This window comes from Streptomyces sannanensis (assembly GCF_039536205.1).
Lineage (GTDB): Bacteria > Actinomycetota > Actinomycetes > Streptomycetales > Streptomycetaceae > Streptomyces > Streptomyces sannanensis.
On record NZ_BAAAYL010000001.1, the window covers coordinates 2,613,884 to 2,640,341 of the forward strand.

General features: G+C 70.3%; 30 protein-coding genes. 18 read left to right on the top strand and 12 right to left on the bottom strand.

Annotated features, from left to right (window positions below; all coding sequences use genetic code 11):
- Positions 1-18 precede the first annotated feature (18 nt).
- A complete protein-coding gene (locus ABD858_RS12265; RefSeq protein ID WP_345036527.1) occupies positions 19-645 on the bottom strand; it encodes an ATP-binding protein in 627 nt (208 codons plus the stop codon).
- A gap of 217 nt (positions 646-862) precedes the next feature.
- On the opposite strand from ABD858_RS12265, the gene ABD858_RS12270 reads away from it, so the two are divergent.
- The 6 genes from ABD858_RS12270 to ABD858_RS12295 all read left to right on the top strand — a co-directional run bounded on the left by ABD858_RS12270 (position 863) and on the right by ABD858_RS12295 (position 5,041).
- Positions 863-1,708, top strand: coding sequence for a helix-turn-helix domain-containing protein (locus ABD858_RS12270; protein WP_345036530.1), 846 nt, complete (start codon positions 863-865; stop codon positions 1,706-1,708).
- Positions 1,708-1,917 carry a DUF397 domain-containing protein gene (locus tag ABD858_RS12275; protein ID WP_345036532.1) on the top strand — a complete coding sequence of 70 codons (210 nt, stop codon included), beginning with the start codon at positions 1,708-1,710 and terminating at the stop codon, positions 1,915-1,917. Before ABD858_RS12270 ends, ABD858_RS12275 begins: the two co-directional genes overlap by 1 nt.
- Before the next feature lie 80 nt (positions 1,918-1,997).
- Positions 1,998-2,192, top strand: a complete 195-nt coding sequence (locus ABD858_RS12280) for a DUF397 domain-containing protein (RefSeq protein ID WP_345036534.1) — start codon at positions 1,998-2,000, stop codon at positions 2,190-2,192.
- A 95-nt stretch (positions 2,193-2,287) separates the two neighbouring features.
- Positions 2,288-3,994, top strand: a complete 1,707-nt coding sequence (locus ABD858_RS12285; protein WP_345036536.1) for a hypothetical protein — start codon at positions 2,288-2,290, stop codon at positions 3,992-3,994.
- Positions 3,991-4,512, top strand: a complete 522-nt coding sequence (locus tag ABD858_RS12290; protein WP_345036538.1) for a hypothetical protein — start codon at positions 3,991-3,993, stop codon at positions 4,510-4,512. The genes ABD858_RS12285 and ABD858_RS12290 overlap by 4 nt, the downstream gene beginning before the upstream one ends.
- A gap of 16 nt (positions 4,513-4,528) precedes the next feature.
- Positions 4,529-5,041: a nucleoside deaminase gene (locus tag ABD858_RS12295; protein ID WP_345036540.1), complete on the top strand. Its 513-nt coding sequence runs from the start codon at positions 4,529-4,531 to the stop codon at positions 5,039-5,041.
- Between the two features lie 139 nt (positions 5,042-5,180).
- Here the strand turns inward: ABD858_RS12295 and ABD858_RS12300 are convergent, their stop codons facing one another.
- Complete coding sequence (locus tag ABD858_RS12300; RefSeq protein ID WP_345036543.1) at positions 5,181-6,494, bottom strand: HNH endonuclease signature motif containing protein; 1,314 nt, start codon at positions 6,492-6,494, stop codon at positions 5,181-5,183.
- Between the two features lie 110 nt (positions 6,495-6,604).
- Between ABD858_RS12300 and ABD858_RS12305 the strand changes: the two genes are divergently transcribed.
- The 3 genes from ABD858_RS12305 (at position 6,605) to ABD858_RS12315 (ending at position 9,719) form a co-directional block, all read left to right on the top strand.
- Entirely contained in the window at positions 6,605-7,147 is a 543-nt protein-coding gene (locus tag ABD858_RS12305) for a nucleoside deaminase (RefSeq protein ID WP_345036545.1), read from the top strand.
- Between the two features lie 200 nt (positions 7,148-7,347).
- The gene (locus tag ABD858_RS12310; RefSeq protein WP_345036547.1) at positions 7,348-8,451 is read left to right on the top strand and encodes a hypothetical protein; all 1,104 of its coding nucleotides are present in this window, start codon (positions 7,348-7,350) and stop codon (positions 8,449-8,451) included.
- A 491-nt stretch (positions 8,452-8,942) separates the two neighbouring features.
- On the top strand, positions 8,943-9,719 hold the full coding sequence (locus tag ABD858_RS12315) for a hypothetical protein (RefSeq protein WP_345036550.1): 777 nt from the start codon (positions 8,943-8,945) through the stop codon (positions 9,717-9,719).
- Between the two features lie 291 nt (positions 9,720-10,010).
- On the opposite strand, the gene ABD858_RS12320 is transcribed toward ABD858_RS12315, so the two are convergent.
- Positions 10,011-10,403: a hypothetical protein gene (locus ABD858_RS12320; RefSeq protein ID WP_345036552.1), complete on the bottom strand. Its 393-nt coding sequence runs from the start codon at positions 10,401-10,403 to the stop codon at positions 10,011-10,013.
- Between the two features lie 153 nt (positions 10,404-10,556).
- Between ABD858_RS12320 and ABD858_RS12325 the strand changes: the two genes are divergently transcribed.
- From ABD858_RS12325 to ABD858_RS12335, 3 genes are all read left to right on the top strand, one after another.
- Positions 10,557-13,445 (top strand): AfsR/SARP family transcriptional regulator, encoded by a 2,889-nt coding sequence (locus ABD858_RS12325; protein WP_345036554.1) that lies wholly within the window; start codon positions 10,557-10,559, stop codon positions 13,443-13,445.
- Between the two features lie 243 nt (positions 13,446-13,688).
- On the top strand, positions 13,689-13,811 hold the full coding sequence (locus ABD858_RS12330; RefSeq protein ID WP_345036556.1) for a hypothetical protein: 123 nt from the start codon (positions 13,689-13,691) through the stop codon (positions 13,809-13,811).
- 236 nt (positions 13,812-14,047) lie between these two features.
- Positions 14,048-14,224 (top strand): hypothetical protein, encoded by a 177-nt coding sequence (locus ABD858_RS12335; RefSeq protein ID WP_345036559.1) that lies wholly within the window; start codon positions 14,048-14,050, stop codon positions 14,222-14,224.
- Positions 14,225-14,416: 192 nt separating this feature from the next.
- Here ABD858_RS12335 and ABD858_RS12340 read toward each other — a convergent pair whose 3' ends face one another.
- The gene (locus ABD858_RS12340; protein WP_345036561.1) at positions 14,417-15,586 is read right to left on the bottom strand and encodes a DUF1963 domain-containing protein; all 1,170 of its coding nucleotides are present in this window, start codon (positions 15,584-15,586) and stop codon (positions 14,417-14,419) included.
- Between the two features lie 73 nt (positions 15,587-15,659).
- A complete protein-coding gene (locus tag ABD858_RS12345; protein WP_345036563.1) occupies positions 15,660-15,824 on the bottom strand; it encodes a hypothetical protein in 165 nt (54 codons plus the stop codon).
- A gap of 418 nt (positions 15,825-16,242) precedes the next feature.
- Between ABD858_RS12345 and ABD858_RS12350 the strand changes: the two genes are divergently transcribed.
- Entirely contained in the window at positions 16,243-17,115 is an 873-nt protein-coding gene (locus ABD858_RS12350) for an ATP-grasp domain-containing protein (protein ID WP_345036565.1), read from the top strand.
- Between the two features lie 201 nt (positions 17,116-17,316).
- On the opposite strand, the gene ABD858_RS12355 is transcribed toward ABD858_RS12350, so the two are convergent.
- Positions 17,317-17,871, bottom strand: coding sequence for a hypothetical protein (locus ABD858_RS12355; protein WP_345036567.1), 555 nt, complete (start codon positions 17,869-17,871; stop codon positions 17,317-17,319).
- Between the two features lie 411 nt (positions 17,872-18,282).
- Between ABD858_RS12355 and bla the strand changes: the two genes are divergently transcribed.
- The gene (bla, locus tag ABD858_RS12360; protein WP_345036569.1) at positions 18,283-19,125 is read left to right on the top strand and encodes a class A beta-lactamase; all 843 of its coding nucleotides are present in this window, start codon (positions 18,283-18,285) and stop codon (positions 19,123-19,125) included.
- 129 nt (positions 19,126-19,254) lie between these two features.
- On the opposite strand, the gene ABD858_RS12365 is transcribed toward bla, so the two are convergent.
- Together ABD858_RS12365 and ABD858_RS12370 are read right to left on the bottom strand one after the other, a co-directional pair.
- The gene (locus ABD858_RS12365; protein ID WP_345036571.1) at positions 19,255-19,593 is read right to left on the bottom strand and encodes a hypothetical protein; all 339 of its coding nucleotides are present in this window, start codon (positions 19,591-19,593) and stop codon (positions 19,255-19,257) included.
- Between the two features lie 273 nt (positions 19,594-19,866).
- Entirely contained in the window at positions 19,867-20,667 is an 801-nt protein-coding gene (locus tag ABD858_RS12370; protein ID WP_345036573.1) for a putative protein N(5)-glutamine methyltransferase, read from the bottom strand.
- 244 nt (positions 20,668-20,911) lie between these two features.
- Here ABD858_RS12370 and ABD858_RS12375 point away from each other — a divergent pair, with 244 nt between their 5' ends.
- Entirely contained in the window at positions 20,912-21,199 is a 288-nt protein-coding gene (locus tag ABD858_RS12375) for an acylphosphatase (protein ID WP_345036576.1), read from the top strand.
- A gap of 101 nt (positions 21,200-21,300) precedes the next feature.
- On the opposite strand, the gene ABD858_RS12380 is transcribed toward ABD858_RS12375, so the two are convergent.
- Together ABD858_RS12380 and ABD858_RS12385 are read right to left on the bottom strand one after the other, a co-directional pair.
- Positions 21,301-21,564: a DUF1876 domain-containing protein gene (locus ABD858_RS12380; protein WP_345036578.1), complete on the bottom strand. Its 264-nt coding sequence runs from the start codon at positions 21,562-21,564 to the stop codon at positions 21,301-21,303.
- A 6-nt stretch (positions 21,565-21,570) separates the two neighbouring features.
- Positions 21,571-22,005, bottom strand: a complete 435-nt coding sequence (locus ABD858_RS12385) for an SRPBCC family protein (RefSeq protein WP_345036580.1) — start codon at positions 22,003-22,005, stop codon at positions 21,571-21,573.
- Positions 22,006-22,193: 188 nt separating this feature from the next.
- Between ABD858_RS12385 and ABD858_RS12390 the strand changes: the two genes are divergently transcribed.
- The 3 genes from ABD858_RS12390 to ABD858_RS12400 all read left to right on the top strand — a co-directional run bounded on the left by ABD858_RS12390 (position 22,194) and on the right by ABD858_RS12400 (position 23,671).
- A complete protein-coding gene (locus ABD858_RS12390; RefSeq protein WP_345036582.1) occupies positions 22,194-22,538 on the top strand; it encodes a four-helix bundle copper-binding protein in 345 nt (114 codons plus the stop codon).
- Positions 22,539-22,756: 218 nt separating this feature from the next.
- Complete coding sequence (locus ABD858_RS12395) at positions 22,757-23,335, top strand: nucleoside deaminase (protein ID WP_345036584.1); 579 nt, start codon at positions 22,757-22,759, stop codon at positions 23,333-23,335.
- Positions 23,336-23,368: 33 nt separating this feature from the next.
- Entirely contained in the window at positions 23,369-23,671 is a 303-nt protein-coding gene (locus ABD858_RS12400; protein WP_345036586.1) for a hypothetical protein, read from the top strand.
- A 266-nt stretch (positions 23,672-23,937) separates the two neighbouring features.
- Here ABD858_RS12400 and ABD858_RS12405 read toward each other — a convergent pair whose 3' ends face one another.
- Together ABD858_RS12405 and ABD858_RS12410 are read right to left on the bottom strand one after the other, a co-directional pair.
- Complete coding sequence (locus ABD858_RS12405; RefSeq protein WP_345036588.1) at positions 23,938-25,233, bottom strand: DUF445 domain-containing protein; 1,296 nt, start codon at positions 25,231-25,233, stop codon at positions 23,938-23,940.
- An 87-nt stretch (positions 25,234-25,320) separates the two neighbouring features.
- Complete coding sequence (locus ABD858_RS12410) at positions 25,321-25,980, bottom strand: DUF1707 SHOCT-like domain-containing protein (protein WP_345036590.1); 660 nt, start codon at positions 25,978-25,980, stop codon at positions 25,321-25,323.
- Positions 25,981-26,458: the final 478 nt, after the last annotated feature.

Here is a 26,458-nt window from a genome sequence, read left to right on the forward strand (position 1 = left end):
GGACCGTCGTCGTGGCGCTCAGGCCGCCTCCCATTCAGCCTCGAAGTGCATCTGAGCCCGGTCCAGGATGTCGTCCGGGTCCCCGCCCTGAGCAGCCAGCCAGTGGAGCAGGTCGGCGATGATGTCGGTCACAGACTCCTCCAGGACCGTGTAAGTCGGCACGACGTTCCTGCTCCCGGCCGTCCTGCGGTACTCCTCAAGCACAGCCGCCGCCCGCTGGACCCGTACGCACTGACTCGAGGGTTCCAGTGCCAGCTCGCACCACACCGCCTTGCCGGTTGCTGTTACGAGCGTGCCCCATCCTGCGGACAACGCGGACAGCAGGTGGAGCCCCCGCCCGCACTCCGTATCACTGTCGACTGAGGTCAGAGCCGGCACCGCGTGACTGTCATCGTGGAGTTCCACGCGCAGCACGTGCTGGAAGGCCTCAAGAACGAGAGTCGCCGCCGCCCCCTCCCCGACATGCTTGATGACGTTCGTCGCCAGCTCGCTGACGGCCAGTTCCGTCTCATCGGCCACCGGCCGCAAACCCCACTGGCCGAGGGTCGACCGCACCGCCTTCCTCAAGTGACGCAGTTCCGCCGGCGCCGCCGTGAACGGCAGCACGCTTCGGAGTCGCGATCCGGGGATTCCGTGGTTGGGCATGGAAGACACTCCCTTCCGCGCCACGACAGCGCTGCGCCCACCGTGCCCGTACGGCGACGCTGCGTAGCGCTACTGCTGGCGAGTATGGCAGCGAGAAGTCCCGCCATGTAACTTCTCACGAGAATCCATCGGGTGAATCCGGTGGTCTATCAACTCCACGCTTGCCTAGCCTGTTTGCGGCCGCCGACCAGCACCCGGCGGCCGGGGAGGAAGCCGCATGTCCGCTAGGACCACAACGCGTCGCCGACAGCTCGGCGCGATGATGCGCAAGCTCCGAGCCCGCAAGGGGATGACGCTGGAAGAGGCCGGCCAGCTCGTCGGCGTATCGAAGGCCACCGTCAGCCGGTACGAGACACAGACCGGCCCGGTGAAGTGGCTGGTAATCGACGCACTCTGCCGCGAGTACGAGGCGACTGAGGCCGAGCGTGAGGCCGTCGTCGGTCTCGCCAAGGACGCCAAGCAGCAAGGGTGGTGGAGTTCCTTCGCCGACCGAATCCCGGAGAGTATGAACCTGCTGCTCACCCTTGAGGATGAAGCCGTCCGGGAGGACCACTTCTCATGCCTTTACGTGCCGGGACTCCTGCAGACGCGCGACTACACCACGGCGGTCCAGCAGGCCAACGAGCTCCGGCGCGCACCGGAGGACATTGAGCGCCTGGTGGACATCCGCATGAAGCGCCAGGAGATCCTCGCCCGGCCGGAGCCGCCGCACCTCTGGGCAATCCTGGACGAGTCCGTGATCCGGCGTGTGGTCGGTTCACGCGAGATCATGCGCGAGCAGCTCAGCCACTTGCTGCGGGCGAACGAATCCCACCACATCACGCTCCAGGTGCTGCCCTTCGCCAAGGGCGCTCACGCGGCGGCGCTCGGGAGCTTCGTGATGATCGGCGGCAAGGAGCCCTCGCTCGACGTCGTGTACGTGGACCTTCACGTCGGCTCGCTCTTCATGGAGAAGGATGAGGAGTTGGAGCGATACAGACTTGCGTTCGACTACCTTCGCGCACAAGCGTTGGACATGGCCGCGTCGTCGGCCTTGATTGAGCGCGTACGCAAGGAGATGTGATGCACCAGAGCGACAACCCCGTGCCGGATACGGCCTGGTTCAAGTCCTCGTACAGCGGAGCCAACGAGACGGAGTGCGTCGAGACTGCCTACGTTCCGCACCTCGCCCTGGTCCGGGACTCCAAGCAGCCGGCTGGCCCCCGTCTGGCCTTCAGCGAGACCGCTTGGAACGGATTCCTGATGGCTTTGAGGAATCAGAAGCCGGCGTGAACCTCAGGCCTCGCGCTGTCCGAAACACAGCGGGGCGACGGGTCCGCCGCGCTCATCAATCCGGCCTGCGAGGAGCTGCGATGGATAGCGACAACGTCCAGTGGATCAAGTCCTCATACAACGGCGGCAGCGGCACGGAGTGTGTGGAAACCGCCCGTGTGGGCGCCGAAACGGCTGTCCGCGACAGCAAGGACCTGCTCGGGCCGCGGCTGGCCTTCGCTGCTCGCTCCTGGGCTGACTTCGTCGGGGCAGTACGGGCAGGCCGCCTCGGCTGATCCGTCCGCAGGCTACCGGGCCTGGTTGGCAACGCCTCTGCCTGCTGGCAGAGTTGATCGCCACAGCGTGAGGCTCAGGGGGGGCGGGCAGCAGCATGGGGCGGGGGCTCTTACGTCGGCAGGTCGCCGTCGCGGTGTGTTCCATCGTGCTCGCCGGCGTCGCGTGGACCTGGCCCGTCAAGACCGATGACGCCGTCGACGCCACGCAGTTCACCGTTGCCTTCTTCGCCACGCTGCTGACCGGCGAGGCCGTGATCTTCGCGATCACGTTTTCAGCCGCGAGTAACTGGCCCTCGCTGCGGGCCATCGACAGCCATATCGCCTTCCGTGAGTGGGTGCTGATCGGCTGGATCGCCGTCATGTTCATCGCGTGCGGGCTCCTCGGGCAAAGCGACAGGAGCACCACCTACGGCGCCCTGCTCTTCCTCCTTGCCAACGTCTTCGGCGTCTTCTCCTTCGTGCGGCTATTCGGGCTCGCCAGCGTCGGCGGGCGCAATCGGCTGCTACGGCAGACCCTCGCACAGGGGCTCGGCAGGGTGCGCGACGGTGAACTCGGCGACGACCCCACCGTGGCGGCGTATCTCGGCGCCCTCGATCAGGTCATTAGCGGAAACGATCCTTCGGGAATGCGTAACCTCGTCGGCCAGCTCGTCGAGGCGAAGGTGGACGCGCCCGCCAATGAGCACGCCGTCGCCCTGCACCTTGAGGTGCTGCACCGCCTGTGCCGGGCCGCGCTCGTCCGTGGGGCTGATCCGATCGTCGTCGTCGGCTGCGCCGATTCCCTGGTCGCGTCCGTACTGAGCCAGGCTCGCGCGCTGCCCGACGCTGCTACCGCGCTGGGCGTCACCAGTCGCTATCTCGCCTGGCTCGGCAGCGCCTCCACCATCATGTCCGTGCGTGGAATCGCCTCCAGCCGGGCCGCCCGTGAACTCGTCGCGATGTCCGTGGACTGCCGGTTACGCATCCTGCAGTGCGTCGATCCCGATCCCAAGACCGTGAGCACGCCCGAGGAGGCCGTCTCTGTCCTCGATGATCCGGTCGGGATGATCCTGTGGGCCAGGGACTTCACCGAGTTCCATGGGGCACACCAGGCAAGTGCCTTCTACGGCATGTATCAGTTCCTCACCGGACGGAAGTTCATGGGGAACTACTGGGATGGCGCCTCCATCCTCAGTTCGATGCGAGAGGCGTTGTATGGGGACCAGGACCCCGCCACCGGCCAGGCAGCGGACGCCGCCCGCCAGGCCTTCGGGTCGCCCGCCGGGTACGACCGGTTCTGGGCGCTTGTCTCCGTCGGTGCCATCGCCACGCTGCGAGATACCCGGCTTGTGCATCCGCCTGAGCTGGTACGCCCTGAGTTCACGCCGGACCCGCAGCTACTTGGTGCGTATCTGCGCACCTTCGCCACACACCGTTGGTTCACGACGGCCGACGAGGCGCACGAAGCGCTGCTGACACTCATGAGCGGTACGGATCCGGCCGACTCGTCGTGGGAGCAGATACGTACCCGCGCGGCCCGCACCACACTGCGCGTACCAGCACCACGTACCGAGCCACACGAAAGGCCGTCCGCCCTGGTCCTCGCCATCGCCTGCCGGCTTGCGCCCCTTGCGCCTGGTGAGTCCGACGTCGAGCTACGGGCCTTCCTCGGCGCGCTGCCCGTGCCTGCGCTGTCGGCCGCTGCCGCACTCGCCGCCCGCGTACTGCCTGGCGCAGACGGCAACGGCGACCCCTGCGAGGCCATCGCCACCGGGCTCCAGGTGATGCAGCTTGTCGGTGCACATACCCGGGATAGCCGATGAACCCCGATATCTGGCGCCAGCGCGTCGCGCGCCTCGCAGACCCGGCCGTCGAGGCCGCCGTCATCGTGCAGTGCGGTCTCGACTGGCTGCGCCCGCGACGGCTTACCTTGCGCAATGAGGTCGACTCGGTGGTGATGGCGGCGCAGTTACGACGCGGTGTCTCGCTTCGGATCACCCGGCTCGTACTCCACAACCTCCCGGCGGCAACGAGCCGAGAGGCCGACGCAGACGCCGTGCAGAAGGCCTTCGACGCATGGCACTACCGGCTGGCTGCCACCGGCGCCCTGCTGTCGGGCCCGGCCCCACGCATACACCGCCTCATCATCCGCGGGGACCAGACCTCGGCGCCCGTACCGGATATGGTCGAACTGCTGGAAGGCGGCCGTTGGTCCGACCGCGAGCGGGCGTCACAAGCCCTGCACATTGTCGGTACTGCAGCCGCCACAACACCACTGACCAGCTACGACGTGGATCTGGCAGGCCCGTTCGGTGACGGTGATCCCTCGGTCCACATGTGAGGAGAGGGAGAGTCTCTTGCCCTACGCCCCGGAGAACTCACACGACCGCAAGTTCCTAGAGCAGGCCATCTCCATCTCGCGGCACGCCTTGGAGGACGAGGGCAAGACGCCCTTCGGGGCGCTTGTCGTGATCGACGGGGAGGTGGTGGGTACGGGCACCAGCTCCGTAGTGGAGCTGCGCGACCCGACCGCGCACGCCGAGGTCATGGCGCTGCGCGCGGCGGGACAAAGTCTGGGCCGGCATCTGCTGGAAGACGCCGTCATGTACTCGAGCAGCGAGCCGTGCCCGATGTGCCTGACTGCCTGTTACTGGGCCCGTATTCCGCGCCTTGTGTACGCGGCCAACAGCCGTGATGTAGCCGTCAATGGCTTCGAAGATCTGCAGTTCTACCGGGAGCTGGCGCTACCCAACGCGGAACGTGGTCTGCTGGTGGAGGTCGCCGTCGAAGGGGAGCTGAAGGACCGCGCGGCGGAGGCCCTGACCGAGTGGGCAGCACAGCTGCCCTTCCCCGTCGAGCCGAAGCTGTGAGCCCGCAGAGATCGGCAGCGTTGATACAAGCCGTTGAGGAGCAGCGATGAACATCACGGCTGTAGACCGAAGACGCACGTGAGTTGCCGACCCGGCGCACACTGCACTTCGCGTCGGGCCTGCGGTGTTCCTGGCGCAGTCATTCCAAGTACGTGTGAGGCGGGGCCTCGTAGCGGTGGCCCGTGGGGCTCGTCCAGTGGGTCACGCCGGTGTCGGGGGCACGGGTGACGGTCCAGCCGGGGTGGTGGGTTTTGAGCAGGTGGTGGCGGCGACACAGCGGGTGGAGGTTGTCCGGGGTGGTCTGGCCGCCCGCCTCGGGGACGTGGTGGTTGAAGGGGTCCCGGTGGTCCAGGTCGCAGCGGTGGGCGGGCTGGTTGCAGTGCGGGAACGTGCAGTGCGCATCGCGGGCGATGACGTGACGGGCGGTCTCCGCGGTGGGCTTGTAGGTGGTGGGGTCCGTCTTGATCAGCAGACCCGTGTCCGGGGCCGTGATCAGGCGGCGCCAGACGGTGCCCTCGGCGAAGGCGATCTCGCGGGCCTGGCCGGCGGTGATGGGGCCGTAGCCCTTGAGGTCCGCCACTCCGCCCTCGACGCCGAGCAGAACGTTGAGGGGGACAGTGACCTGCACGACTGCTGCCGTCCGTCCGCCCGAGGTGGCTTCCCCTTCTGCGGTGGGGCGGTTGAGAATCAGGTCGACCAAGGCGTCCGCCCGCTTCTGGTCGGCCGTGCGGCACGGGTCGGTGAAGGTCGCCGCGTGCGCGTCGACGGCGGCGTCCATGCGGGCGGCCTGTTCCGCCGGGACGATCGCGCCGAACAGGGCCATCCCGTCGTGCCGGGGGTGGTGCACCATCTCCCGTTCGCGCTTGCGCCGTTCATGACGTTCGGCCGCGCCGTCGGGGTCGGCGTGGACGACGGTCTTCGCCAGCAGGCGCCGGGTGGCCCCGGCCGCCAGCGTGGGCAGCTTGGGCGCTACCGCTTCCTCGACCTGGGCCGCCACTTCGGGAGACAGCACCTCGCAGGCCTCGGTGACCGCCTTCGCCTGCTGGTACGAGATGTCCCCGGCCTCCAGCAGGCCCAGTGTGGTGGGATGACGGGCCTCGAGGGCGCGGGCGACCCCGAGACGGTCGGCGGCGGTGGAGCCCGCGAGTTTCAGGGCGCAGCCTACTTCCTCGACCGCGGCGTTCCACTCGGCCTGCACCTGCTCGGTCCAGCCCTCGGGAAGCTCCTCGTCGATCTTCGTGTCCAGCGCGGCGAGGAGACGCACCTGCCGGCCGTCCAGCCAGGCCCGGTGCCGCTCCCACGCCCCCAGGGCGTCGATCATCCCGGCGCGGGACAGCTCCTCGACGTCGAGTCCTTCCAGCAGTACGGCTGTCTGCGCGCACGGCACGGCGGTGCTCAGATGCGCGGCCCATTCGTCCGGCGTCACCGGGCCGGGAGCCCGACTGGTGGTCATCCCCCATCACCCCCTGCGATGGCCGACCCCCGCCGCACGGGCGGGTTACCTACCCTTCATTCTCCCTCACTCACCGTAGTGATGCCAGGTCAAAGGCACCACTCATTCGAGTGAGAGTTCGATGCACGGCTGCCGACTCCGGCCCTTGCTCTCCGGAGAACTCACACGACCGCACGTTCCTCGAACAGGCCGTCTCCATCTCGCGGCACGCACTGGAGGACGAGGGCAAGACGCCTTTCGGTGCGCTCGTCGTGATCGACGGGGAGGTGGTGGGTACGGGCACCAGCTCCGTCGTGGAGCTGCGCGACCCGACCGCGCACGCCGAGGTCATGGCGCTGCGCGCGGCGGGGCAGAAGCTCGGCCGGAATCTGATGGAGGACGCCGTCATGTACTCCAGCATCGAGCCGTGCCCGATGTGCCTGACTGCCTGTTACCGGGCCCGTATTCCGCGCCTTGTGTACGCGGCCAACAGCCGTGATGCAGCTGTCAATGGCTTCGAAGATCTGCAGTTCTACCGGGAGCCGGCGCTACCCAACGCCGAGCGCGGGCTGCCGGCGGAGGTCGCCGTCGAAGCTGACCTCCAGGAACGCGCGGCGGGGGCGCTTGCCGAGTGGGCGACGCAGCTGCCGTTCCCGGTCGAGCCGAAGCCCTGAACCCCTCATCCCGGGGCACGTTCGGGGTCGGCTCGCAGCTGGGCTTCACAGCGTCGGTCCCGGCCTCGCCGTCGCGTTCGTCCGGGCGCCGTCGATTGTGCCCTGACGCCGTAAACCCGCGGGGTGAATGCCCGTGTAGCAGGCTTCCCGACGTCGTGGTGCGGACTCATGATGTGAGTACGTGCTACGGGGGGTACACCATGGCCGCTCGCTCCGGTTCAGGGTCCGTACAGATACCGATCTGGGCCTTCGCTGTCGCCGGGTTCGTCCTGGTGGTGGCTCTCTTCTTCGCGGTGCGGGGCCTCGCATCGTCCGACGTGGCCAAGCCCGGCAGCACTGTCGGACCGTCAGCGGGCAGTACCGCCGGGGACGGTTCGACCGGAGGCAGCGGCAACGGCGGACCGTGGAACGGGGGCGACGACAGGGGTGGCGAGACCTGGTCCTCCACAGGCGGCGGTGACAGCAGTGGCCGGGACGGCGAGAAGGGCGGGAGCAGCACCGGCGACACCAGCAGCGGGAAGGGCGACAAGAGCAAACCGCCAGGATGGCTGCCGTGGGGCCCGGACTCCCCGAACACGGACGAGCAGTTCGAGCCGGACAGCATCTACGACGTGCTCCATGCAGGGAACTGCACGTTGGCATACGACGAAGCCGGCAAGCCCCACACTTCCTTCGTCGAGGGCTGGAAGGTGGCCGAGGGGCTGGCGGGGGTCTGCCTGGCGTCGCGGGGAGATCCCAAGGGAATGGACATCGCGAAGTCGGCCGTGGACGCGCTGCGCAAGGCCGACTACAAGCCGGGCGGCGAACCTTGGCAGTGCAAGGACGGGGACGCCTACGACGTGCTGAAGCGGTTCGTCGAGTACTACGGGACACACCCGGACGCTCCCGTGGTGCTGCTGGCTGCGCCGAAGGGTGAGACGGCCTGCAAGGTCGAGATCTCGGCCGTACATATCGACGGTTCGGCCGCCAAGCCCAATACGAACATCGGGGTCTCGGGCACTTGGCCGGATGCGCCGGTTGCCGCGGTCCTCAACGCCAAGGAGCTGGCGGAGCCACTCGTTCTGGATCTCTTCGTGGAGGGGTGCTGCAAGGACGCAGCCCTTTCGTTCAACCTCCCGGAGGAAATCGAAGGGCATCCGACGAAGATCGACCTGACGATTCGTACGAAGAGCGGGGCCGAGGTCACAAGGAGGAGCGCGTTCACCATCGTCTGGGAGGAGAGCCCACCGCCCTCGTCCATCACGCCGACGACCGAATCGCCGGCATCGTCGTCACCCGGGACTCCCGGGAAGCCGACCTCATGAGCGAGCCGTCGGCGCCCGCTCCACGCCCTTGGCTTCGCCGTCTACGGCGCCGTACGGCTGCAGCGGCACCGCAGCCGGAGCCGCCATCGGACCCACAGCGGGACCCACAGCCGGACCCAGCCCCGCAGCCGGAGCCGCGGACGGCCCCGCAGCCGGACCCCGAGCCCGCACGGGGCCGGCGTCGGCTCGGATGGCGGTGGCCGGGCAGGCACCGGCCGACACCGGAACCGGAGCCCAGCCCAGAGCCACAGCCGACACCGGCACCGCAGCCGGACCCAGAACCGCGGCCGGACCCGGCGCCGAGCCCAGAGCCAGACCCGGAGCCAGACCCGGCACCACAACCGGACCCGGCGCCGCAGCCGGACCCGGCTCCGGGCCCAGAGCCAGACCCGGAGCCGGACCCGGCGCCACAACCGCAGCCTGAGCCGGAGCCAGGCGCCAGGGACGGCGAAGGAACGGGGAGACCCGGGTGGGTCGAGATCGTCGGAGCCGTGGGATCTCTGCTGTCCCTCCTCACCGCTGTCCTCTTCTACTTCGGCTGGGCCAGCACCGATGCCGAGACCAAGGCACTCGGCCTCCGCGACACCGTCTTCCACCTCTCCACCAGTGACTATCTGCTCCGCAGCGTCAGCGCCCTGTACATTCCCGCCTGGATCGCCGCAGCCGCCGCCCTCGCGGCGCTCGGGCTGCACCGCCGGCTCGTCCGCGAGCCGTCCCGGACCGCCGCGGCCGTGCGGGTGCTGCGGTTTGCCTGGACCGTGCCGCTCGTGATGGTCCCGCTGTATCCCCTCAGTCCCTGGCTGTTCGACCTGCTGCTGCCGCTGGCCATGATCTGCGGCTTCGTCCTCAACACCTATGCACGCACGCGCGGCCGCCGTGACGTGCGCTTATGGGCGCTGAGCCTCGCCGTCTGCGTGCTGGCGCTGTTCTGGGCGGTCTACGCGTACGCCGGAATCGCCGGACGCGGCCGGGCGGCCCTGACCATCAGCACCATTGACACCGGGTTCCCCGCCGTCGTCGTCTTCAGCGAGAAGGACCTGATGATCCGGGGCGGCGGCAGCTGCTACCGCCGTGTCACCGACAAGGGGAGCCGGTACTCCTATCAGTACGCCGGGTTGCGCCTGTTCCATGTCTCGGGCGACCGGCTCTTCCTCGTCCCCCGAGGATGGACGCCCGAGGACGGCGCACTGTACGTACTGAAGGAGGGCGACGGTCAGCGGATCGAGCTGCTCAGCGGGGCCGGTTACCGCGCCCGGGAGTGCCGTTGACGTGCGGCACTCGCGTGATCGAAGCATCCCCCGGCCGTCCAGCCAGGCCCGGTGCCGGGGCAACAGCCGTGACTGGACTCTGAAGTCGTGTTGCCGTGAAGGCATGTCCTGCAGACGGTGCATTGGGGATGAGCGTTCGCCAAAGACGTGGTACGGCGGCCGGTCCACGGCCGCCGTACCACTCCCCGCCCACCCCGCCGTACCCCCGTCGCCGGGCTGGGCGCCCCCCGTGGCAAGTCGGCGGGCGCGACCGGACTCAGCCCGTGGGGCCGACCCGATCGCGCACGCCGGTCACGTGCCCGTCTCGACGGTCGTGGAGCAGGGGTCGGCGGCGTTCGGCACGCTCTTGCAGACGCGGAGGTAGATGACGCGTCCCTCCGTGAGGTCCCGGTCGACCGTGTAGCTGTACGGGTAGTCGGCGGGCACCCAGTACGTCGTCCAGCTGTCGGAGATCCCCTTGTAGTTCCACTGGGCGTAGACCTGCAGGTTGTCCCGGTTGTTGTCCCAGATCTCGAAGCTGTCCGTAACGGCCTCGTACGAGACACCGGCCTCGTTGGGGAACGAGTAGTTGAGCTGGGTCCAGTTCTGAACCGCCGCGGCCGCCGGGGCGGCGGCCAGGCCCATCACGGCCGCCCCCGTCATGGCCGCTGCTCCAAGCGTCCTGACCAGCGTGCGTCTGATCAATGTGCCCTCCTCATCGAATGGGTTACGTGCACCGAAGGGATCGGGTCGGTGCGCGTCCCAACGTGCCGGAGGCGCCTTCGGGAAACCTTCGGAAAGTCTTGAATCGGGATGGCAGCGCAAGCTCGGTGGCGGGTAGACAGGTGATCACTGATCATGACGGGGGCGGGGATGACGGTGTGGTTCGGAGTCCTGGGCACCATCGCGGCCTGGCGGGACGGGGTGCCGGCGGACGTGGGTCACGCGCAGCAGCAGCGGGTGCTCGCGGCCCTGCTCGTCGATGCCGGCAACGCCGTTCCGGCGGACGTCCTGGTGGACCGGGCATGGGGTGAAGCACCGCCGAGGCGGGGCCGAGAGGCCCTGTACGGGTACGTCTCCCGGCTCAGGCGGGTGCTGTCGCAAATGTGCGCCACCGACATCGAGCGCACTCCAGCCGGTTACCGCCTGACTGTTGATCCCCACCGGGTGGACATGCACCAGTTCCGTGACCTGACCAGCCGGGCACGTGGGCAAGGCGACGCCGGGCAGGCGGCGGCCCTGTGGGAGAAGGCACTCGGGCTGTGGCGCGGCGAGGCGTTCACGGGCATCGACACGCCGTGGTTCGACAGCCGGCGGGACCTCCTCGACCGCGAGCGGCTGACCGCCGAGCTGGACCTGGCCGACGCCCGTCTCCGACTGGGACAGCACGACCGGATACTGGTCGAACTCCTCGCCCGGGCCGAGGCCCAACCACTGGACGAGCGCGTTGCGGGCCAGCTCATGCTCGCCCTGTACCGCGGCGGGCGCGGTGCCGATGCCCTGACGCACTATCAGTCGATCCGGGGGCGGCTGGTGGAAGAGCTGGGTACCGACCCCGGACCGGCACTTCGCCTCCTCCACCAGCGCATCCTCGGCGCGGATCCGGCCCTGGACCTCGCGCCGGGCCCCGGCGTCGCGGTCGACGAGGCGGCCGCCGTCCGCCCGGTCCCACGGCAGCTTCCGGCGCCGCCGGCGACCTTCATCGGACGTGACCGCGAACTCGCTTCTCTGGACGGCTTGTTGAAGGAGCCAGCGGACGACAGAGCCGTCGTGGTCATCTCAGCCATCGGCGGCGTCGGTGGCATGGGCAAGACCTGGCTGGCGCTGCGCTGGGCCCATGAACACCTCGACCGTTTCCCCGACGGGCAGCTCTACGCAGATCTGTGCGGCTTCGACCCGTCCTCCGAGCCCATGCCGCCCGGCATGGTGCTGCGCGGGTTCCTAGATGCCCTCGGCATCGACACTCAGGAGATGCCGGCCGACCCCGAGGCTCTGGCCGCACTGTACCGCTCCCTCGTGGCCGGCCGGCGCATGCTGATCATGCTGGACAACGCCCGCGGCGCCGACCAGATCCGGCCGCTGCTGCCCGGCAGTGCCACGTGCACCGTCATGGTGACCAGCCGGAGCCACCTGAGCGGCCTGACCGCCACACACGGATGCCAGTACCTGGACCTCGGTACGCTCCCCGACGACGACGCCCGCCAGATTCTTGTCCACGCCCTCGGCCACGACCGGGTGGCAGCCGAACCGGACGCGGTCAGCGGCCTCCTTCGCCGGTGCGCGGGACTGCCGCTCGCCCTCGGCATCGTCGCGGCCCGCGCCGCCGCTCGGCCCGACTTTCCCCTCACCGTCCTGACCTCGGAGCTCCACGACGCCGCCTGCCGTCTCGACGCACTCAACGCCGGTGACCTCGCCACCGACCTCCGGGCCGTCTTCGACACCTCGTACCGGGTCCTCGACCACAGCACCGCACAGACCTTCGCGCTGCTGGGACTGGCGCCGGGACCGGACATCAGCCTGTCCGCCGCCGCCCGCCTCACCGCACTCCCCGCTCCCCGTGCCCGGGTCCTCCTGCGCACCCTGGAGTCGGCCCATCTCGTCCAGCAAAACATCCCCGGTCGCTACCGCATGCACAATCTGGTCCGGCTCTATGCCACGGAGCGCGGGCACGACCTGCCTGACGACGTACGGCAGGCCGCGTTGCACCGGCTGGTCGGCTTCAATGCGACCACCGCCCTGGCCTGCGACCGATTACTCTCCCCGCAGCGGACTCCGCTCGCCGGACCCCGGACCGCCTCCGCGGTCGGCGCCCTCCACGTCGAGGACGTGGACGCAGCGATGGCCTGGTTCGAGGCCGAGCACCTCTGCCTCCTCGCGGTCCACCGGTTCGCTCTGGAGCACGGCCTGCACGCCCAGGCCTGGCAGCTCGCCTGGGCCCTGGACACCTTCCAGTGGCGGCGAGGGTGGCTGCTCGACCGCATCACAACCTTGCGGTCCACCCTGCCCGCTCTCGAAGTCCTGGAGGAACCGGCCTCCATGGCCCTGGCCCACCGGCTCCTCGCCCGCGCCCGCATCCCCCTCGACCAGCACGCAGAGGCCCTGGAACACCTGCGGCGCGCCATCGCCCTGTACGAGCGGGCCGGCGACCGCGCGGGCCAGGCCCAGACGCACCTGAACTTCGCGCTCGCGTGGGAACGGCACGGTGACCACGCCGAGGCGCTGTCACACGCCGTGCGCAACCTGCGCTTCCGGGAAGTCCTCGGCGACCCTCACCGGGAGGCCGAGGCCCTCAACGCGGTGGGCTGGTATCACGCCCACCTCGGTCACCACGACCAGGCCCGGGACTACTGCGAACGCGCTCTGGCCCTGTGCCGCCGACACGCTTTCCTGGAAGGCGAGGCCTTCACCCTGGACAGCCTCGGTTACATCGCCCACCACAGCGGGTCGCACGCACAGGCCCTGGACCACTACGGCCGGGCCCTCACGCTACGCCGCCGGCTGGGCGACCAGTACGAGGAGGCCGACGCGCTGGCCTGCATGGGCGATGTGTATCGGGCTACGGACCGGCCCGCCGACGCCCATGACGTCTTGAGCCGGGCCTTCGATCTCTACCGCGGCCAGCACCGCGCCACCGAGGCACGACGTGCCCAGCGGCTACTCGAGGAACTGAAGCCGGCCCTGCCCGCCCGCGCATCTGATGGCGCGGAAAGCGGGACCGTTCCCGACGTCGCACACCGCACGGCGTGACGCGATACCCGCACCGGCCTGCTGCCTCGCCCGCCGCCAGGCCGAAACGTCCCCGGCTGTGCGGGCTGTGCCCGGTGCCGGGACAACAGCCGCGATCAGGCTCGGCTACGACCTGCCACTGGACGCCCTCAGGCTGAACCGGCTCGACCGCGATGGCCAGGCGCCGAGGTCTCGGTCTCCTACGACGACGGCGCCACCTGGAAGCCCACCACCGCCGAACGCAAAGACGACCACGCCTTCCAGGTGGTGGTCAGGCACCCGGAGCCGTCCGGCACCGACGGTCTGGTGTCCCTCAGGGCCGAGGTCTGGGACTCCGCCGGGAACCGCACGGTCCAGACCGTCCTCCGGGCGTACGTCCTCAGGTGAGCGCAACTCCCTTTGGAACGCATGCTCTTGGGTGGCTTCCAGCATCTCGGCGGCTGTGACGGCACCGCGGAGGCGGTCACCCGTCCGGCGCACAGAGGTTGCCGGGGGTCGACGGCGGAGGTGTGCTGGGCCGTGGCACCCCGCCACGATCGCGGGGCGTCCAGAGGGTGCGTGCCACGTGCCGTATGAGGCGGGCCGGCCCCCTCGCCGACCACATCGACAGTTGGAGGATCTTCATGGCGTACAACAAGGGCGACCGCGTGCAGTACCGGGGCCAGGACGGCCAGCAGCACACGGGCCAGATCCAGGACGCCAAGCGCTCCGGGCAGGAAATGACCTACGTCGTCAAGGACGAGCAGACCAACCGGGAAGAGCGACTCAGCGAGCGCCAGATCGAGCGCGAGGCGCGGTAACCGGGTTCGCCTCCAGGGCACACCGGAGCGCGGTGGCCGGCACCTCACGGTGCCGGCCACCGCCTGCGTGCCCGGATCCCGGCCGGAGCCGTCTCTCCGGTGAGCGCCGGGCGCCGGCGCCCCGAGCGGGGCCGGTCGTCCGGGCCGTCACCGCTGGTGCGGTGTCCCGGCGGGCGACGGTTGGGGCAGGTCCTAGTAGACCCATGCGTCCGTGCCGGACCAGCGGCCATCGGTGATGGCAGGGTCGACCGTGGCATCCGCCGTGAACACCAGCGGGCCGTCGCCCCAGCGGTCGTAGAGGGTGAGCAGTGAGTCGCTTGCCCAGGAGCAGGGGCCGTCATGGTTGTTGTAGCCGGGGGTGTCGAAGGGGGTGGAGCGGCCGCAGGGGCATGCTCCTCCGGGTGGTGGGCAGGGGGTGGGGCGGCCCAGGAGCATGGCGTCCCATGGCTCGTCCCCCACGGCTGCGTGTACCAGGAGATCCTGGACGTCGTCGAACAGGTTGAAACCGACGCCGAATTCGTCGAAGTGCTCATCCAGGGCCTTGGCGAGCGCGCCGTAACCCAGGCTTTGCCAGCCCGACTTGTAGTTCGCGGTCAGGAACAGGGTCCGGTGCAGGGTGACCGGTATCGGACGGTCGGGTTCGAAGCCGGTAGCGCCGTCGCTGAGGTAGTCCAGTTCGGTCGGCGGGCGGGTGGCCCGTAGCTCATGCGCGGGGACGTCGGCGTGGAGGATGACATGGTCAGGTTCGGACTGGGCGGACCACTTCTCGTTACGGAAGAACCACAGCCAACCGCCGGCCGGCAGCCATCCCGCGTCGGCCACGCCGGGCACCTCGGCGAGGTTGATCTGGGCGGTGAAAGCGAGCGCGGCCTCTGTGCCGTCCTTGAGACGGGCAGTGGGCCATGCCCATCCCTCGGGCAGGTCCGGCAGTCCGCCTATTCGTGAACCGCCGACGGCGGAGGGGTCCGCCGCGTCGCGAGCCGGGCTGAGCAGCCAGGCGGGGCGCACGAGCGCCCGGATCTCGTCCATGAGTTCGTCCGCATCGTAGTCCGGCATGTCGTCCGGTATGTCGTCCGCCTCGTCGTCCGGCAAGTCGTCCGCCTCGTCGTCCGGTATGTCGTCCGCCTCGTCGTCCGGTATGTCGTCCGCCTCGTCGTCCGGCATGTCGTCCGCCTCGTCGTCCGGCAAGTCGTCCGCCTCGTCGTCCGGTATGTCGTCCGCCTCGTCGTCCGGCAAGTCGTCCGGCAAGTTGTCGGACGCCTTGCGCACGGCTGCGCGAAGCATCGCGTCCAGGTCTTCCGGGAGCAGGCGGTGGTTGCCCGGTCGACCGGGAGAGGAGAGTGAGGATGGTGAGAGTGACATGGTGTGCAGGCTAAGGCCGTTGGCGGGCATGAGGCGCTCGTGCCGTCCGCTGCGCATCGCGCCTGGGCCCGCCTCAGACAGGTTCCGCTTCGGCGCCGGTCTCGTGCCAGTGCCGGGCGAGGTCCCGCATCTCCAGCAGCTCGGCCTCACGGTGACGCCACCCGGACTCTTCTCGCAGAACGGCGGAGACCAGCGTCGGCGAACCCGAGTCGACCGCCTTGTGCAGCGGCGGGCACACCGTCAGGTCCGCACTGCTCGAGGTCGGCGCCGTGCCCGGCCGGCAGATGGGCGGCGGTTCCGGCGTATGTCCCGATCGCCAGGCACAGTGCGGGTGTTCCGCGTCCGTCGCGTACGTCGGGGTCGGTGCCCGTTGGCAGGCTTTCCGCAGCATCGGTGTCCCCGGCCCGTACCGCGGATATCAGGAAGGGCTCGGAGTCCACCTCATCGCTCACACCCACACCCGTGCTCACGTCCATAGTTCCCGGTCAGGTGGCCGCTCGCCAGTGTAAACACCTGGGTGGGCCGTCACCGCTGGGTTCAAGCGGAGGAGCCGAACGTGCGTGGCATCGCGTCAATTCCGGTTGACAGATTTTCAATTCACATGACGCAATGACCTCCGCCCCCACTTGATCCCTTACATCCACTTGGAGCGCCCCGTGACCTCTGAGCCCCTCTCCGTGGCCTACGTGACAAGCCGGCAGGTGCCCGACGACGAGGCCGACCTGGTGACGTCTGCCCTGGCCCGGCAGGGGGTCGAGAGCGACGTCGTAGTCTGGGACGACCCGGCGGTCGCGTGGGAGCGGTACGGGCTCGTGCTGGTCCGCAGCGTGTGGGACTACACCGACCGGCGTGCGGAGTTCCTGGACTGGGCCCGGCGGGTCGACGGCCTCGGTCTGCTGCGGAACCCCGCCGCGGTCCTGGAGCGCAACACCGACAAGACGTATCTGCGCGAGCTCGCCGCGCACGGCGTTCCGATCGTGCCGACCCACTGGGTCGGCCCCGGCGAGGAGTTGGCCCCGGAGGCCGCGCCCTGGCCGGAGCTGGTCGTGAAGCCCACCGTCTCGGCCGGCGCGCGGGACACCATTCGTACGGCCGACCGGGCCGTGGCCGCCGCCCACGTCAAGGCCCTCACCTCGGCGGGCCGGACGGCCATGGTGCAGCCGTACCTGCCGATGGTGGAGGACGAGGGCGAGATCTCGCTGCTCTTCCTCGGCGGCGAGTTCAGCCACGCGGTGCGGCGCGCGCCCCAGCTCGTCGCCGACCGCAAGGAGCACGGGGACGTCACCGTCCGCCGGCCCGAAGCCGACCAGCTGGCGCTGGCCGAACGCGTACTGGCCGCGATACCCGAGCGCGGCGAGCTTCTCTACGCCCGTGTGGACCTGGTCCGCTCCCCCGAGGGCGAGCCGCTGCTCATCGAGCTGGAGCTCACCGAGCCCTACCTCTACCTGCGTCAGCACGAGGGGGCGGCCGACCTGCTTGCCGCAGCCGTCCGTGCGCGCCTCACGGCGAGCGGCGGCGCAACGGCGTAGGTCCTGTGCGGCCGGTCAGGCCGGATCAGGGAGCGCCCGCCGCACAGCCGCTGATGTCTCGTGGTGCCGTGCATCGCAAGGCGGAGGAGGGCCCGCCGCGGAGCGGCTGCGGTGCCCGCCGCGAAGCGGCTGATGTCACCGCAGCCGCTCCGCGGCGGGCACCGAGGCGTCGCGAGCCCGGCATGATCGGCCGGACAGGGCCTATCGGCGGGCGAGGAGGCCCTGCTTCTGCGGGTCCTGCGGCGCGGGCGCGCCCGCGCGGCGCCGGTGGTACGCCACCGTCACCGCGATCAGGAGCGGGGCCCAGGCCAGCAGCGGGACGTAGCAGACCGTCAGGAGGGCCTTCTGGGCCGGGCTCCCGGTGAGCCCGTCCCCCAGGCCCGCGTACTGGGCGTAGGTGAACCAGCCCACCAGCCCGAGCAGCCCGGCCGCGCCCGTCAGGGCCGGGATCACCGCGGCGAGCGGCGGTATCCGGCGGCCGCCCAGCAGGGGGATCCAGCGCGGCACGGTCTCGCCCCAGGGCCGCACCAGGCCGAGCGTGAGCAGGGCGAGGGCCTCGGAGACCAGGCTGAGCGAGACGATGTACAGCGACTCCCCGACGCCGATCGTCCCGCCCTCGGTGGGGAGCTCGAGCACCGGGAGCCCGGCGACCAGGGCGAGCCGCCACAGTCCGGACGGCAGGGTGATCAGTGGTACGGCGTGGGCCGCGAGGACGGCCCAGCGCGGCACGTTCGGCAGAGCGCTCACCTTCAGCATGTGACCCATGCTGGTGGCGGGGCGCCGCGAGCACGTCGACGTACGGGACGGTCCTCCTCCGCCGTACGGGGGAGAGGCGGGTACGACCGGGGCAGCCGCACATGGGCCGGGGTGACGGAAGCGAACGCAGGTGATTCCGGGGCCGAGGTGACCTCCCGTCGCCCCGACCCCGGCGGACTGCCCACACATAAGTGCGGGCCGTGCGCCACGCCCGACCACATGGGAAACTTCAACCCCACTGGTTTCACAGGTACGTTGGGAGGAACTGCCCATCCGGCGCCATCGACGAAGGCGAACGGGCCGGGGCACCGTCGAACAGAGGACAAGCCGATCTCAGCTTTCCAGAAGTCCAACCCCACACGCCGCGCACTGCTCACGGCCGGTGCCGCAACCGCCTCGGCCGCCGCGATCATGTTCACTGCCGGGCCTGCCCGCGCGGACGCCCGTCGCGGCCACCGCCACCAGGAGACCACCGCGCGGCTGCGTGAGCTCGAGCAGCAGCACGCGGCCCGTATCGGAGTGTTCGCCCGCAACCTGGCCACCAACGCGACCGTGCTGCACCGGGCGGAGGAGCGGTTCCCCCTCTGCTCCCTGTTCAAGCCGCTCGCCGCCGCGGCCGTACTGAGAGACCTCGACCGCGATGGTGAGACACTCGCCAAGCGCATCCACTACACGTCAGCGGACGTGGTCGAGAACTCCGAGATCACAAGCAGGGAGGACAACCTCGCCAACGGCATGACCATCGCCGAACTGAGCGAGGCCGCCATCTGCCACAGCGACAACACCGCGGGCAATCTGATGCTGCGCGAACTCGGCGGACCGACCGCGATCACCCGCTTCTGCCGCTCCATCCAGGACAACACGACACGGCTCGACCGCTGGGAGCCGACGCTCAACTCCGCCGAACCCTGGCGCGTCGAGGACACGACCAGCCCGAGGGCGATCGCCCGCAGCTACGCGAAGCTCGTCCTCGGTGACGTGCTGGATCCGCTGGACCGCGGCCGGCTGACCGAATGGCTGCTGAACAACCAGACCAGCGGGGACCGCTTCCGTGCGGTGCTCGCGGGGTGGACCGTCGCCGACAAGACCGGTGGCGGCTCGTACGGCACGAACAACAACGTGGGCATCGCCTGGACACCGGACGGGGCACCGGTCGTACTGGCCGTGCTGACGACCAAGCACGAGGCCGACGCGCTCCCGGACAGCCCGCTCGTCGCCCGCACGGCCGCGCTTGCGGCCGAGGCGCTTGCCTGACCCGGAACATCCGGACGGGGGCCCACATCGGGTGGGCCCCCGTCCGGGCCGGATGGAGTGTCCGTCCTCGAATGCCGGAGAGACCCCATTCCGGTGCTGCGTGTTGGGGGCGCTTCGTCATGACCGTTCTCAGCCGCAGAACGACGTTCTCATCGACTCCACGATGCGACCGGCCTTCTCCGGTGTCGTGTGGAACCTCTGAACTGCCTTGGCCGTCACCGTGTCGTCGCTCTGGCCCAGCCTCACATCGACGCAGATCTCCTGGGCGATGTCCATCGCTTCGGCCTTGTACGGCTCCAGAGCGGGCTCGATGGCCACGAGGTCCGACAGGAACATCCGCTCCTGTTCCTCCTGCCCCTCCTCACCCGTGATCACCGCGGGCTCGTTCGCGTCCGACGCCCCGCCGTCCTTCTCGCACGCCGTCAACGCGCCGACGGCAATCATCAGGCCGACAACGGCTGTTGGCACGCGTATCATGCCCTCCCCATGGCTCGGTCGTGCGAAGGCAATACCTACCACACGGCAAACGGCCCCGCGCGCGCTGCGCGGCCTGCCCGAGGCGGCGGCCGCGGCGGCCCGCGCGGGCGCCTATGTGACGGGCACCCGAGCCGACGGCGTGCGGCCGCGTCCCGGCACGCCCCAACCACGCCGACCCGACAGCCGCTTCGCCCGACGGCCCGGCGTGTTCGGATTCCGGCCGAACCCGCCTCCTTCGAGGGCGAGGTCACGCACGGACGCGCGTCACCGGTGCGCGGGCATGGTCGCGATGACGACCGTGGCGTACAGCTCGTCATCGGTGGCCGACGTCGGGATCAGGCCCGCGCTGGCAACGGTCTCCATGGCCTGCGGGGCCTGGCGTTCGCTCGTCTCGAACAGCAGATGGCCGCCCGGCGCCAGCCACAGGGGCGCCGCGGCCGTCACCCGGCGCAGCACGTCCAGCCCGTCGGTGCCGCCGTCGAGCGCCACCCGCGACTCGTGGACCCGGGCCTCCGCGGGCAGCAGCTCGATCTCGTCGGTGGGCACGTAGGGCACATTGGCGAGCAGGATGTCGACACGGCCGCGCAGCGTCGCGGGCAGCGGCTCGTAGAGGTCGCCCTCGTGCACCCGGCCGCCGGCCGCGGTGACATTGCGGCGGGCGCACCGCACCGCGGCGGGGTCGACGTCGGAGGCGTACAGCTCGGGCCGGTCCAGGGACGCGGCCAGCGCCGCGCCCAGCGCGCCCGAACCGCAGCACAGGTCGACCACGACGGCCCGCCGCGTCGGGGCGAGGGCCGCGGCCCGGCGGACGAGGAACTCGGTGCGGCGGCGGGGTACGAACACCCCGGGGTCCACGGCGATCCGCAGTCCGCAGAACTCGGCCCATCCGAGGACGTGTTCGAGGGGCCGGCCGATGACCCGCTGCTCCACCATCGCGGCGAGCTCGGCGGGCGTACGTGCCGTGGAGACGATCAACTCCGCCTCGTCCTCGGCGAAGACACAGCCGGCGGCGCGAAGCCTGGTGACGATGGCGGAGAGGGGGAGGGACGGGGGTGAAGCCGACATGAGAGCCTTTCGGACGTCGAAGGGCGCTCTCACGGCCCGCCTATGCCGAGGCGGCCGTACGGCCGTGAGAAGGGAGCGCCCAGCCTGCTGCAGCGGTAATGGGGCTCACCTCCTCGGTCGTTCGGTGCTGGCGGCGGAAACACTACCGGACCCGCCCGGGCAACCGGCAAGACTCTTGGGACGCGTACGGCTCCCGGCCGCATTGACCCCGGCCGGGGGCCGCGGGCTTCTACGATCCCGTTTCATGGTGCGGAAGCGCGTGATCGTGTCCGGGGTGGTCCAGGGAGTGTTCTTCCGGGACACCTGCCGGGCGGCGGCAATCGAGAACGGCGTCGCCGGGTGGGTGCGCAACCTGCCCGACGGCAATGTCGAGGCGGTCTTCGAGGGCGACGACGACCCGGTGGAGCGGATGGTGCGCTGGGCTTGGCACGGCCCGCCCGCCGCGACCGTACGGGACGTCGACGTGCGGGCGGAACCGCCGGAGGGTCTGAGCGGCTTCGAGGTCCTGCCCACACCGAGGGGCTGGGTCTAGCGCTGTGACCGCCAGGTCACGCCCAGGCACAGGACTTGAGTCCGGGCCTGATCCGCCGCGGGGCGGGCGCCGCCGGCTTCGGCGCCCGGGCCCGACAGGTTTCAGAGCTGCAGGTGGGCCGGCCTGTGGGTGTGGTCCTCGATACCGGCCGCGGCCTGCTTGACCAGGTCGTCGGCCAGCTTGGAGCATGCGCGGGCGGCGGCCAGGTCCTCACCGATGCCGGCGTCCGGCAGATCGTCCGGATTGCGCCGGGCGATTCCGACGCTCTGGACGCCGGGTGCGCCGGGGCCGCTGAGCGAGGCCGTGCAGTGGGTGCGCGTTCCGTCCTCTTCGAAGTCGAGTTCGATGTTCCAGTGCTGCTTCATGGCGGCTCACCTGTGTTCCCGCTCCACCATTTCCTTGAAATGGTGGAGGTCCTCCCGGACGGTCCGCTCGATCGCGTTGGACTGGGCGAAGCCCTTGGGGCCGCCGAAGGCGTCCAGCGCCTCCGCCGGGTCGTACTCGACCCGTGCCTTCACCCGGGTGTGCTCGGCGTCCAGCGGCGTGACCGAGAAGGAACCGCTCAGGTGCGGTGTGGATGTGGTCTTCCAGGCCATCGTCTCCTGGGATCCGATGTCCTCGGTACTGCAGTCGATCCCCTTGGCCCGGCCTCGGGTATCGACGTCCATATGCACGCGGGCCGAGCTCTCGCGCCGCGCTTCTCTGACGCCGTCGACGAACTGCGGGTACTCCTCGACCTTGTGCAGGTGCTCCCACACGGCGTCGCTGGGCGCCGAGATGTCGACGTGTTCTTCGAGCCTGGGCATGGCGACCTCCCTGTGTGCTCCCCTCCAGAGTGCGCGGGGCGGCGGGGCGGCGCACGTCGGGGCGTGACGCCGCGCTTTCACCCGCTCGGCCCAGCCTGGATGCGATCACCGGCGTGAGCATGTCGGCTGGTCCGCGGGGATCGTCCCCGTCTCGTCCCGACTCACCCCGGAGGACCCGGATGACTCAGATGGCCGGCCAGATGACCGCGCAGATGCGGCAGTGCATCGACGCGTGCAACGAGGCCCACAGCGTGTGCGAGCAGACCATGGTGCTGGCGTTGCAGAAGGGCGGGGCGCTCGCGCAGCGCGACATGATGATCACGATGATGGACTGTGCCGACATGTGCCGCATGTGCTCGGACATGACGATGCGGCAGTCCGAGATGGCACGCGGCATGTGCCAGATGTGCGCCGAGATGTGCCGCATGTGCGCGGACATGTGCGAGCGCTTCGACGAGCCGTTCATGCGCGCCTGCATGGAGGCCTGCCGGAAGTGCGCCGACATGTGCCAGCAGATGGCGTCGGCGCGCTGATCGCGCCGGTCGGCCCGCCCGGCCCCGGGGCGCGCAGGCGGGTCCCGCGTCGCGCCGCCCGTCCCGGGCCGCCGGACCGCACGGGGCCGAGCCGTGGTCCTACGGGGCCTCCCCGCCTCCCCCTCCGTCCCGACCGGACCGCACCGGACCGCACCGGACGGACCGAGTCTCGGCGGGCGCGCCGCCCGTACCGCCCATTGCGCCGCCGGCGGGCGGTCATGAAGCGAACCAAAACGCCCATAACGGTTATCGTCGAGGAACTGGAGACGAACGAGCCGAGGGAGATTCCATTGCCCTACGCCCCGGAGAGCTCACAGGACCGTACATTCCTCGAGCAGGCCATCGCGATCTCGCGACGCGCGCTGGAGGACAACGGCAAGACGCCCTTCGGCGCGCTCGTCGTGATCGACGGCAAGGTCGTCGGGACCGGCACCAGCTCGGTCGTGGAACTGCACGATCCGACCGCGCACGCCGAGATCATGGCGCTGCGCGCGGCCGGGCAGGCGCTCGGGCGGCACCTCATGGAGGACGCCGTCATGTACTCGAGCAGCGAGCCGTGCCCCATGTGCCTGGCCGCCTGCTACTGGGCCCGTATCCCCCGGCTCGTCTACGCCGCGACCAGCCGCGATGTCGCCGACCACGGCTTTCAGGACCTGCGGTACTACCGGCAGCTGGCGCTGCCGAACCCCGAACGCGAGCTCCTCGCCGAGGTGCACCTCGACGGGGACCTGCGCGAGGGCGCGGCCGGGGCGCTCTCCGAGTGGGCCGCGCGGCTGCTTCCCGGGCGTCCCCGTTAGCCTCGGGCGTAACGACACAAAGGAGGCACAGGCATGGCGAGGATCCCGGCAGGAGCGGTGGCCGCGAGCGGGCTCGTGGGCGGGTACGGCGTGGCCCGGTGGACGAAGAAGAGGCCGCTCGGCGGGGTGGCGCTGGCCGCCGCCGGGGCGGTGGCCGCGAAGGAGTGGTACGAGGCCGGAGGGGCCAAGGCAGCCGCGGGGCTGAGCGCGGCGTACGTGGCCGCATTCGCCGGCTCCCACCCGCTGGCCAAGAAGATGGGCGCCTGGCCCGCCGTGTTCACCGTGGCCGGCGGAATGGCCGTGGCCTCGTGGGCGGTGACGCGGCGTACGGCGTGAGGGGTGGCGGCCCGGGCGCATGGGCTCCGCCCCGGACACCGGCCCTGAGGAGGCGAACGCCCACCGACGGGAGGGCCCGGGGGCACCTCCTCCAGCTACCCCCTGGGGGCACCCCTGGGGGCACCCCCAGCGGTAGCTGGGGGAGGTAGCTGGGGGAGGTAGCTGGGAGAGGTAGCTGGGGGAGGTAGCTGGGAGAGGTAGCTGGGAGAGCGTCCGGCCCCGGACGCCGGACGGGCCGGGAGGGTGCCCCGTTACACCCCCCGCGCTCACGCGCCCAGGGCGTGGGCGACCGTGTAGATCAGCAGGCCCGCCAGCGCGCCGACCACCGTGCCGTTGATGCGGATGAACTGCAGGTCGCGGCCGATGTGGGCCTCGATCTTGCGTGAGGTGTGCTCCGCGTCCCAGCCGGCCACGGTGTCCGTGATCAGCGAGGTGATCTCGGCGTGGTAGGTCGTGACGACGTACGCCGCCGCGTCCTCCAGCCAGCCGTCCAGCTTGACCTGGAGCCGGGCGTCCGTGGCCAGACGGGCACCGAAGGAAAGCAGGGATGCGCGGGCGCGGAGACGTAGTTCGCTGCGTTCGTCCTCGGCGGCCGAGATGATCATGCCGCGTACGGCGGACCATGCGGAGGCGATGATGTCCTGGACCTCGGAGCGGGCGAGGATGTCCCCCTTCATGCGCTCGACGCGCAGCCGGGTGTCGGTGTCGGACTGCAGGTCGGCGGCGAAGTCGGCGAGGAAGCGGTCGAGGGCGCCACGGGCCGGGTGGGAGGGCATGTCGCGCATCTCGGTGACGAAGCGCAGCAGCTCCTTGTAGACGCGTTCGCCGACCTTGCGGTCGACGAAGCGGGGGGTCCAGCCGGGGGCGCCGCCCTGGACGGCGTCCATGACGTTGTCGCCGTGGAGGACGAGCCAGTCGTGGCCGCGGGCACAGATCAGGTCGACGACACGGCGGTGACCGCCGTCCGCGACGACCTTCTCGAGTGTCTTGCCCAGCCCGGGGGCGATCTCGGCGGAGTCCGCGCGGCGGGTGATGGCCTCGCTGACGACCGCCTGGACGTCGGAGTCGCGCAGCACGGTGAGGGCGCCGCGCAGGGCCGTGGCGAGTTCGGCGGTGACCCGGTCGGCGTGGTCGGGGTCGGCGAGCCAGGTGCCGAGGCGGCGGCCGATGCCGAGGGCGTGCAGCCTGGCGCGTACGACGCCGGAGGAGAGGAAGTTCTCGCCGACAAAGGAGCCGAGGGACGCGCCGAACTGGTCCTTCTTGGTGGGGATGATCGCGGTGTGCGGGATGGGCAGCCCCATCGGGTGCCGGAACAGCGCCGTCACCGCGAACCAGTCGGCGAGCGCGCCGACCATGCCCGCCTCGGCGGCGGCCGCCACATAGCCCGCCCAGGCGCCGGCGCCCGCGTGCTCCGCCCAGGTGGCGAGGGCGAAGACCACGGCGACGAACAGCAGGAGGCCGGTGGCGGTCGTCTTCATGCGGCGCACGCCGCGGCGCTTCTCCTCGTCGGCCTCGGTGTATGCGAAGGGCGGGGCGGCGACCACCGTCTTCGTAGGTTCCATACGCTCCACCCGTCCGTGCGTACGCAGCGGTCCCCGTACGCAATTGTCCCTACTTGAGATCCTCCTCCATGAGGGACGACCAGGAGCTCAGCCGAGTTCCTTGCGCTGCTTGCGCTCCGCCCTCAGCTGCTTCTTCTCCGCCCGGGTCATCTTGCGCTGGACGCCCACGCCGCCCCAGAACGCGAAGCCCGTCACGATCACGCGCGGCGCGCCCGGCTCGGTCGCATCCCCGTCCTCGCACACGCGGCGGTCGAAGCCTCCCATCACACCGAAGCCGCGGACGTCGACCTCGACGCCGGGTGGGACGATCACATTCATTCCGCCCATGATCGTGACGCAGTTGATGACGATCTCACGGTCCTCGAAGCGGGCCTCGCGCAGATCGATCTCGCCGCCGCCCATGAGGGCGAAGGCGTCGAAGCGGCGCGGCACGGTCCAGAAGCCCTTGCGCTCGAAGCCCGACATGACCGCGATCGCGGTGGAGGAGGTGCCGGCGCCGCCGATACGTTCCGCCCAGGCCTTCGACGCCGCCGGGGCGGGGCCGGGGGCGGGCCTGGCCCCGGCGGGCAGATCACGGGTGATCGGCTCCAGCTCGCCGTAGGTGCGCGCCTTGTACGTCGCGTCCAGCCGCTCGCCGAACTCCTCCATGTCGAGCCGGCCCTCGGCCATGGCTTCCCTGAGGCGTTCCGCGACCTGTTCCCGGTCGGCGTCCGAAGCCCTCAGCTCCGGCAACTGATCATCCGTCATGCGGACAGCCTATTGAGGATCCGCGCGGGCTTACAGCCCTCCCCCCAGGCTCTCGGCTTCTCCCCCGCTCTCGGCTGCTCCCCCACTCCCGGCTTCTCCCCCGCTCTCGGCTTCTCCCCCACTCCCGGCTTCTCCCCCGCTCTCGGCTTCTCCCCCACTCCCGGCTTCTCCCCCACTCCCGGCTTCTCCCCCACTCTCGGCTTCTCCCCCACTCCCGGCTCCTCCCACTCCCGGCTACTCCCCCGCTCTCGGCTACTCCCACTCCCGGCTACTCCCCCGCTCTCGGCTACTCCCACTCCCGGCTTCTCCCCCGTTCTCGGCTACTCCCACTCCCGGCTTCTCCCCCGTTCTCGGCTACTCCCACTCCCAGCCACTCCCCCACTCCCAGCCACTCCCCCACTCCCGGCTCCTCCCCCACTCCCGGCCACTCCCCCACTCCCGGCCACTCCCCCGCTCCCGGCTCCTCCGCCACTCCCGG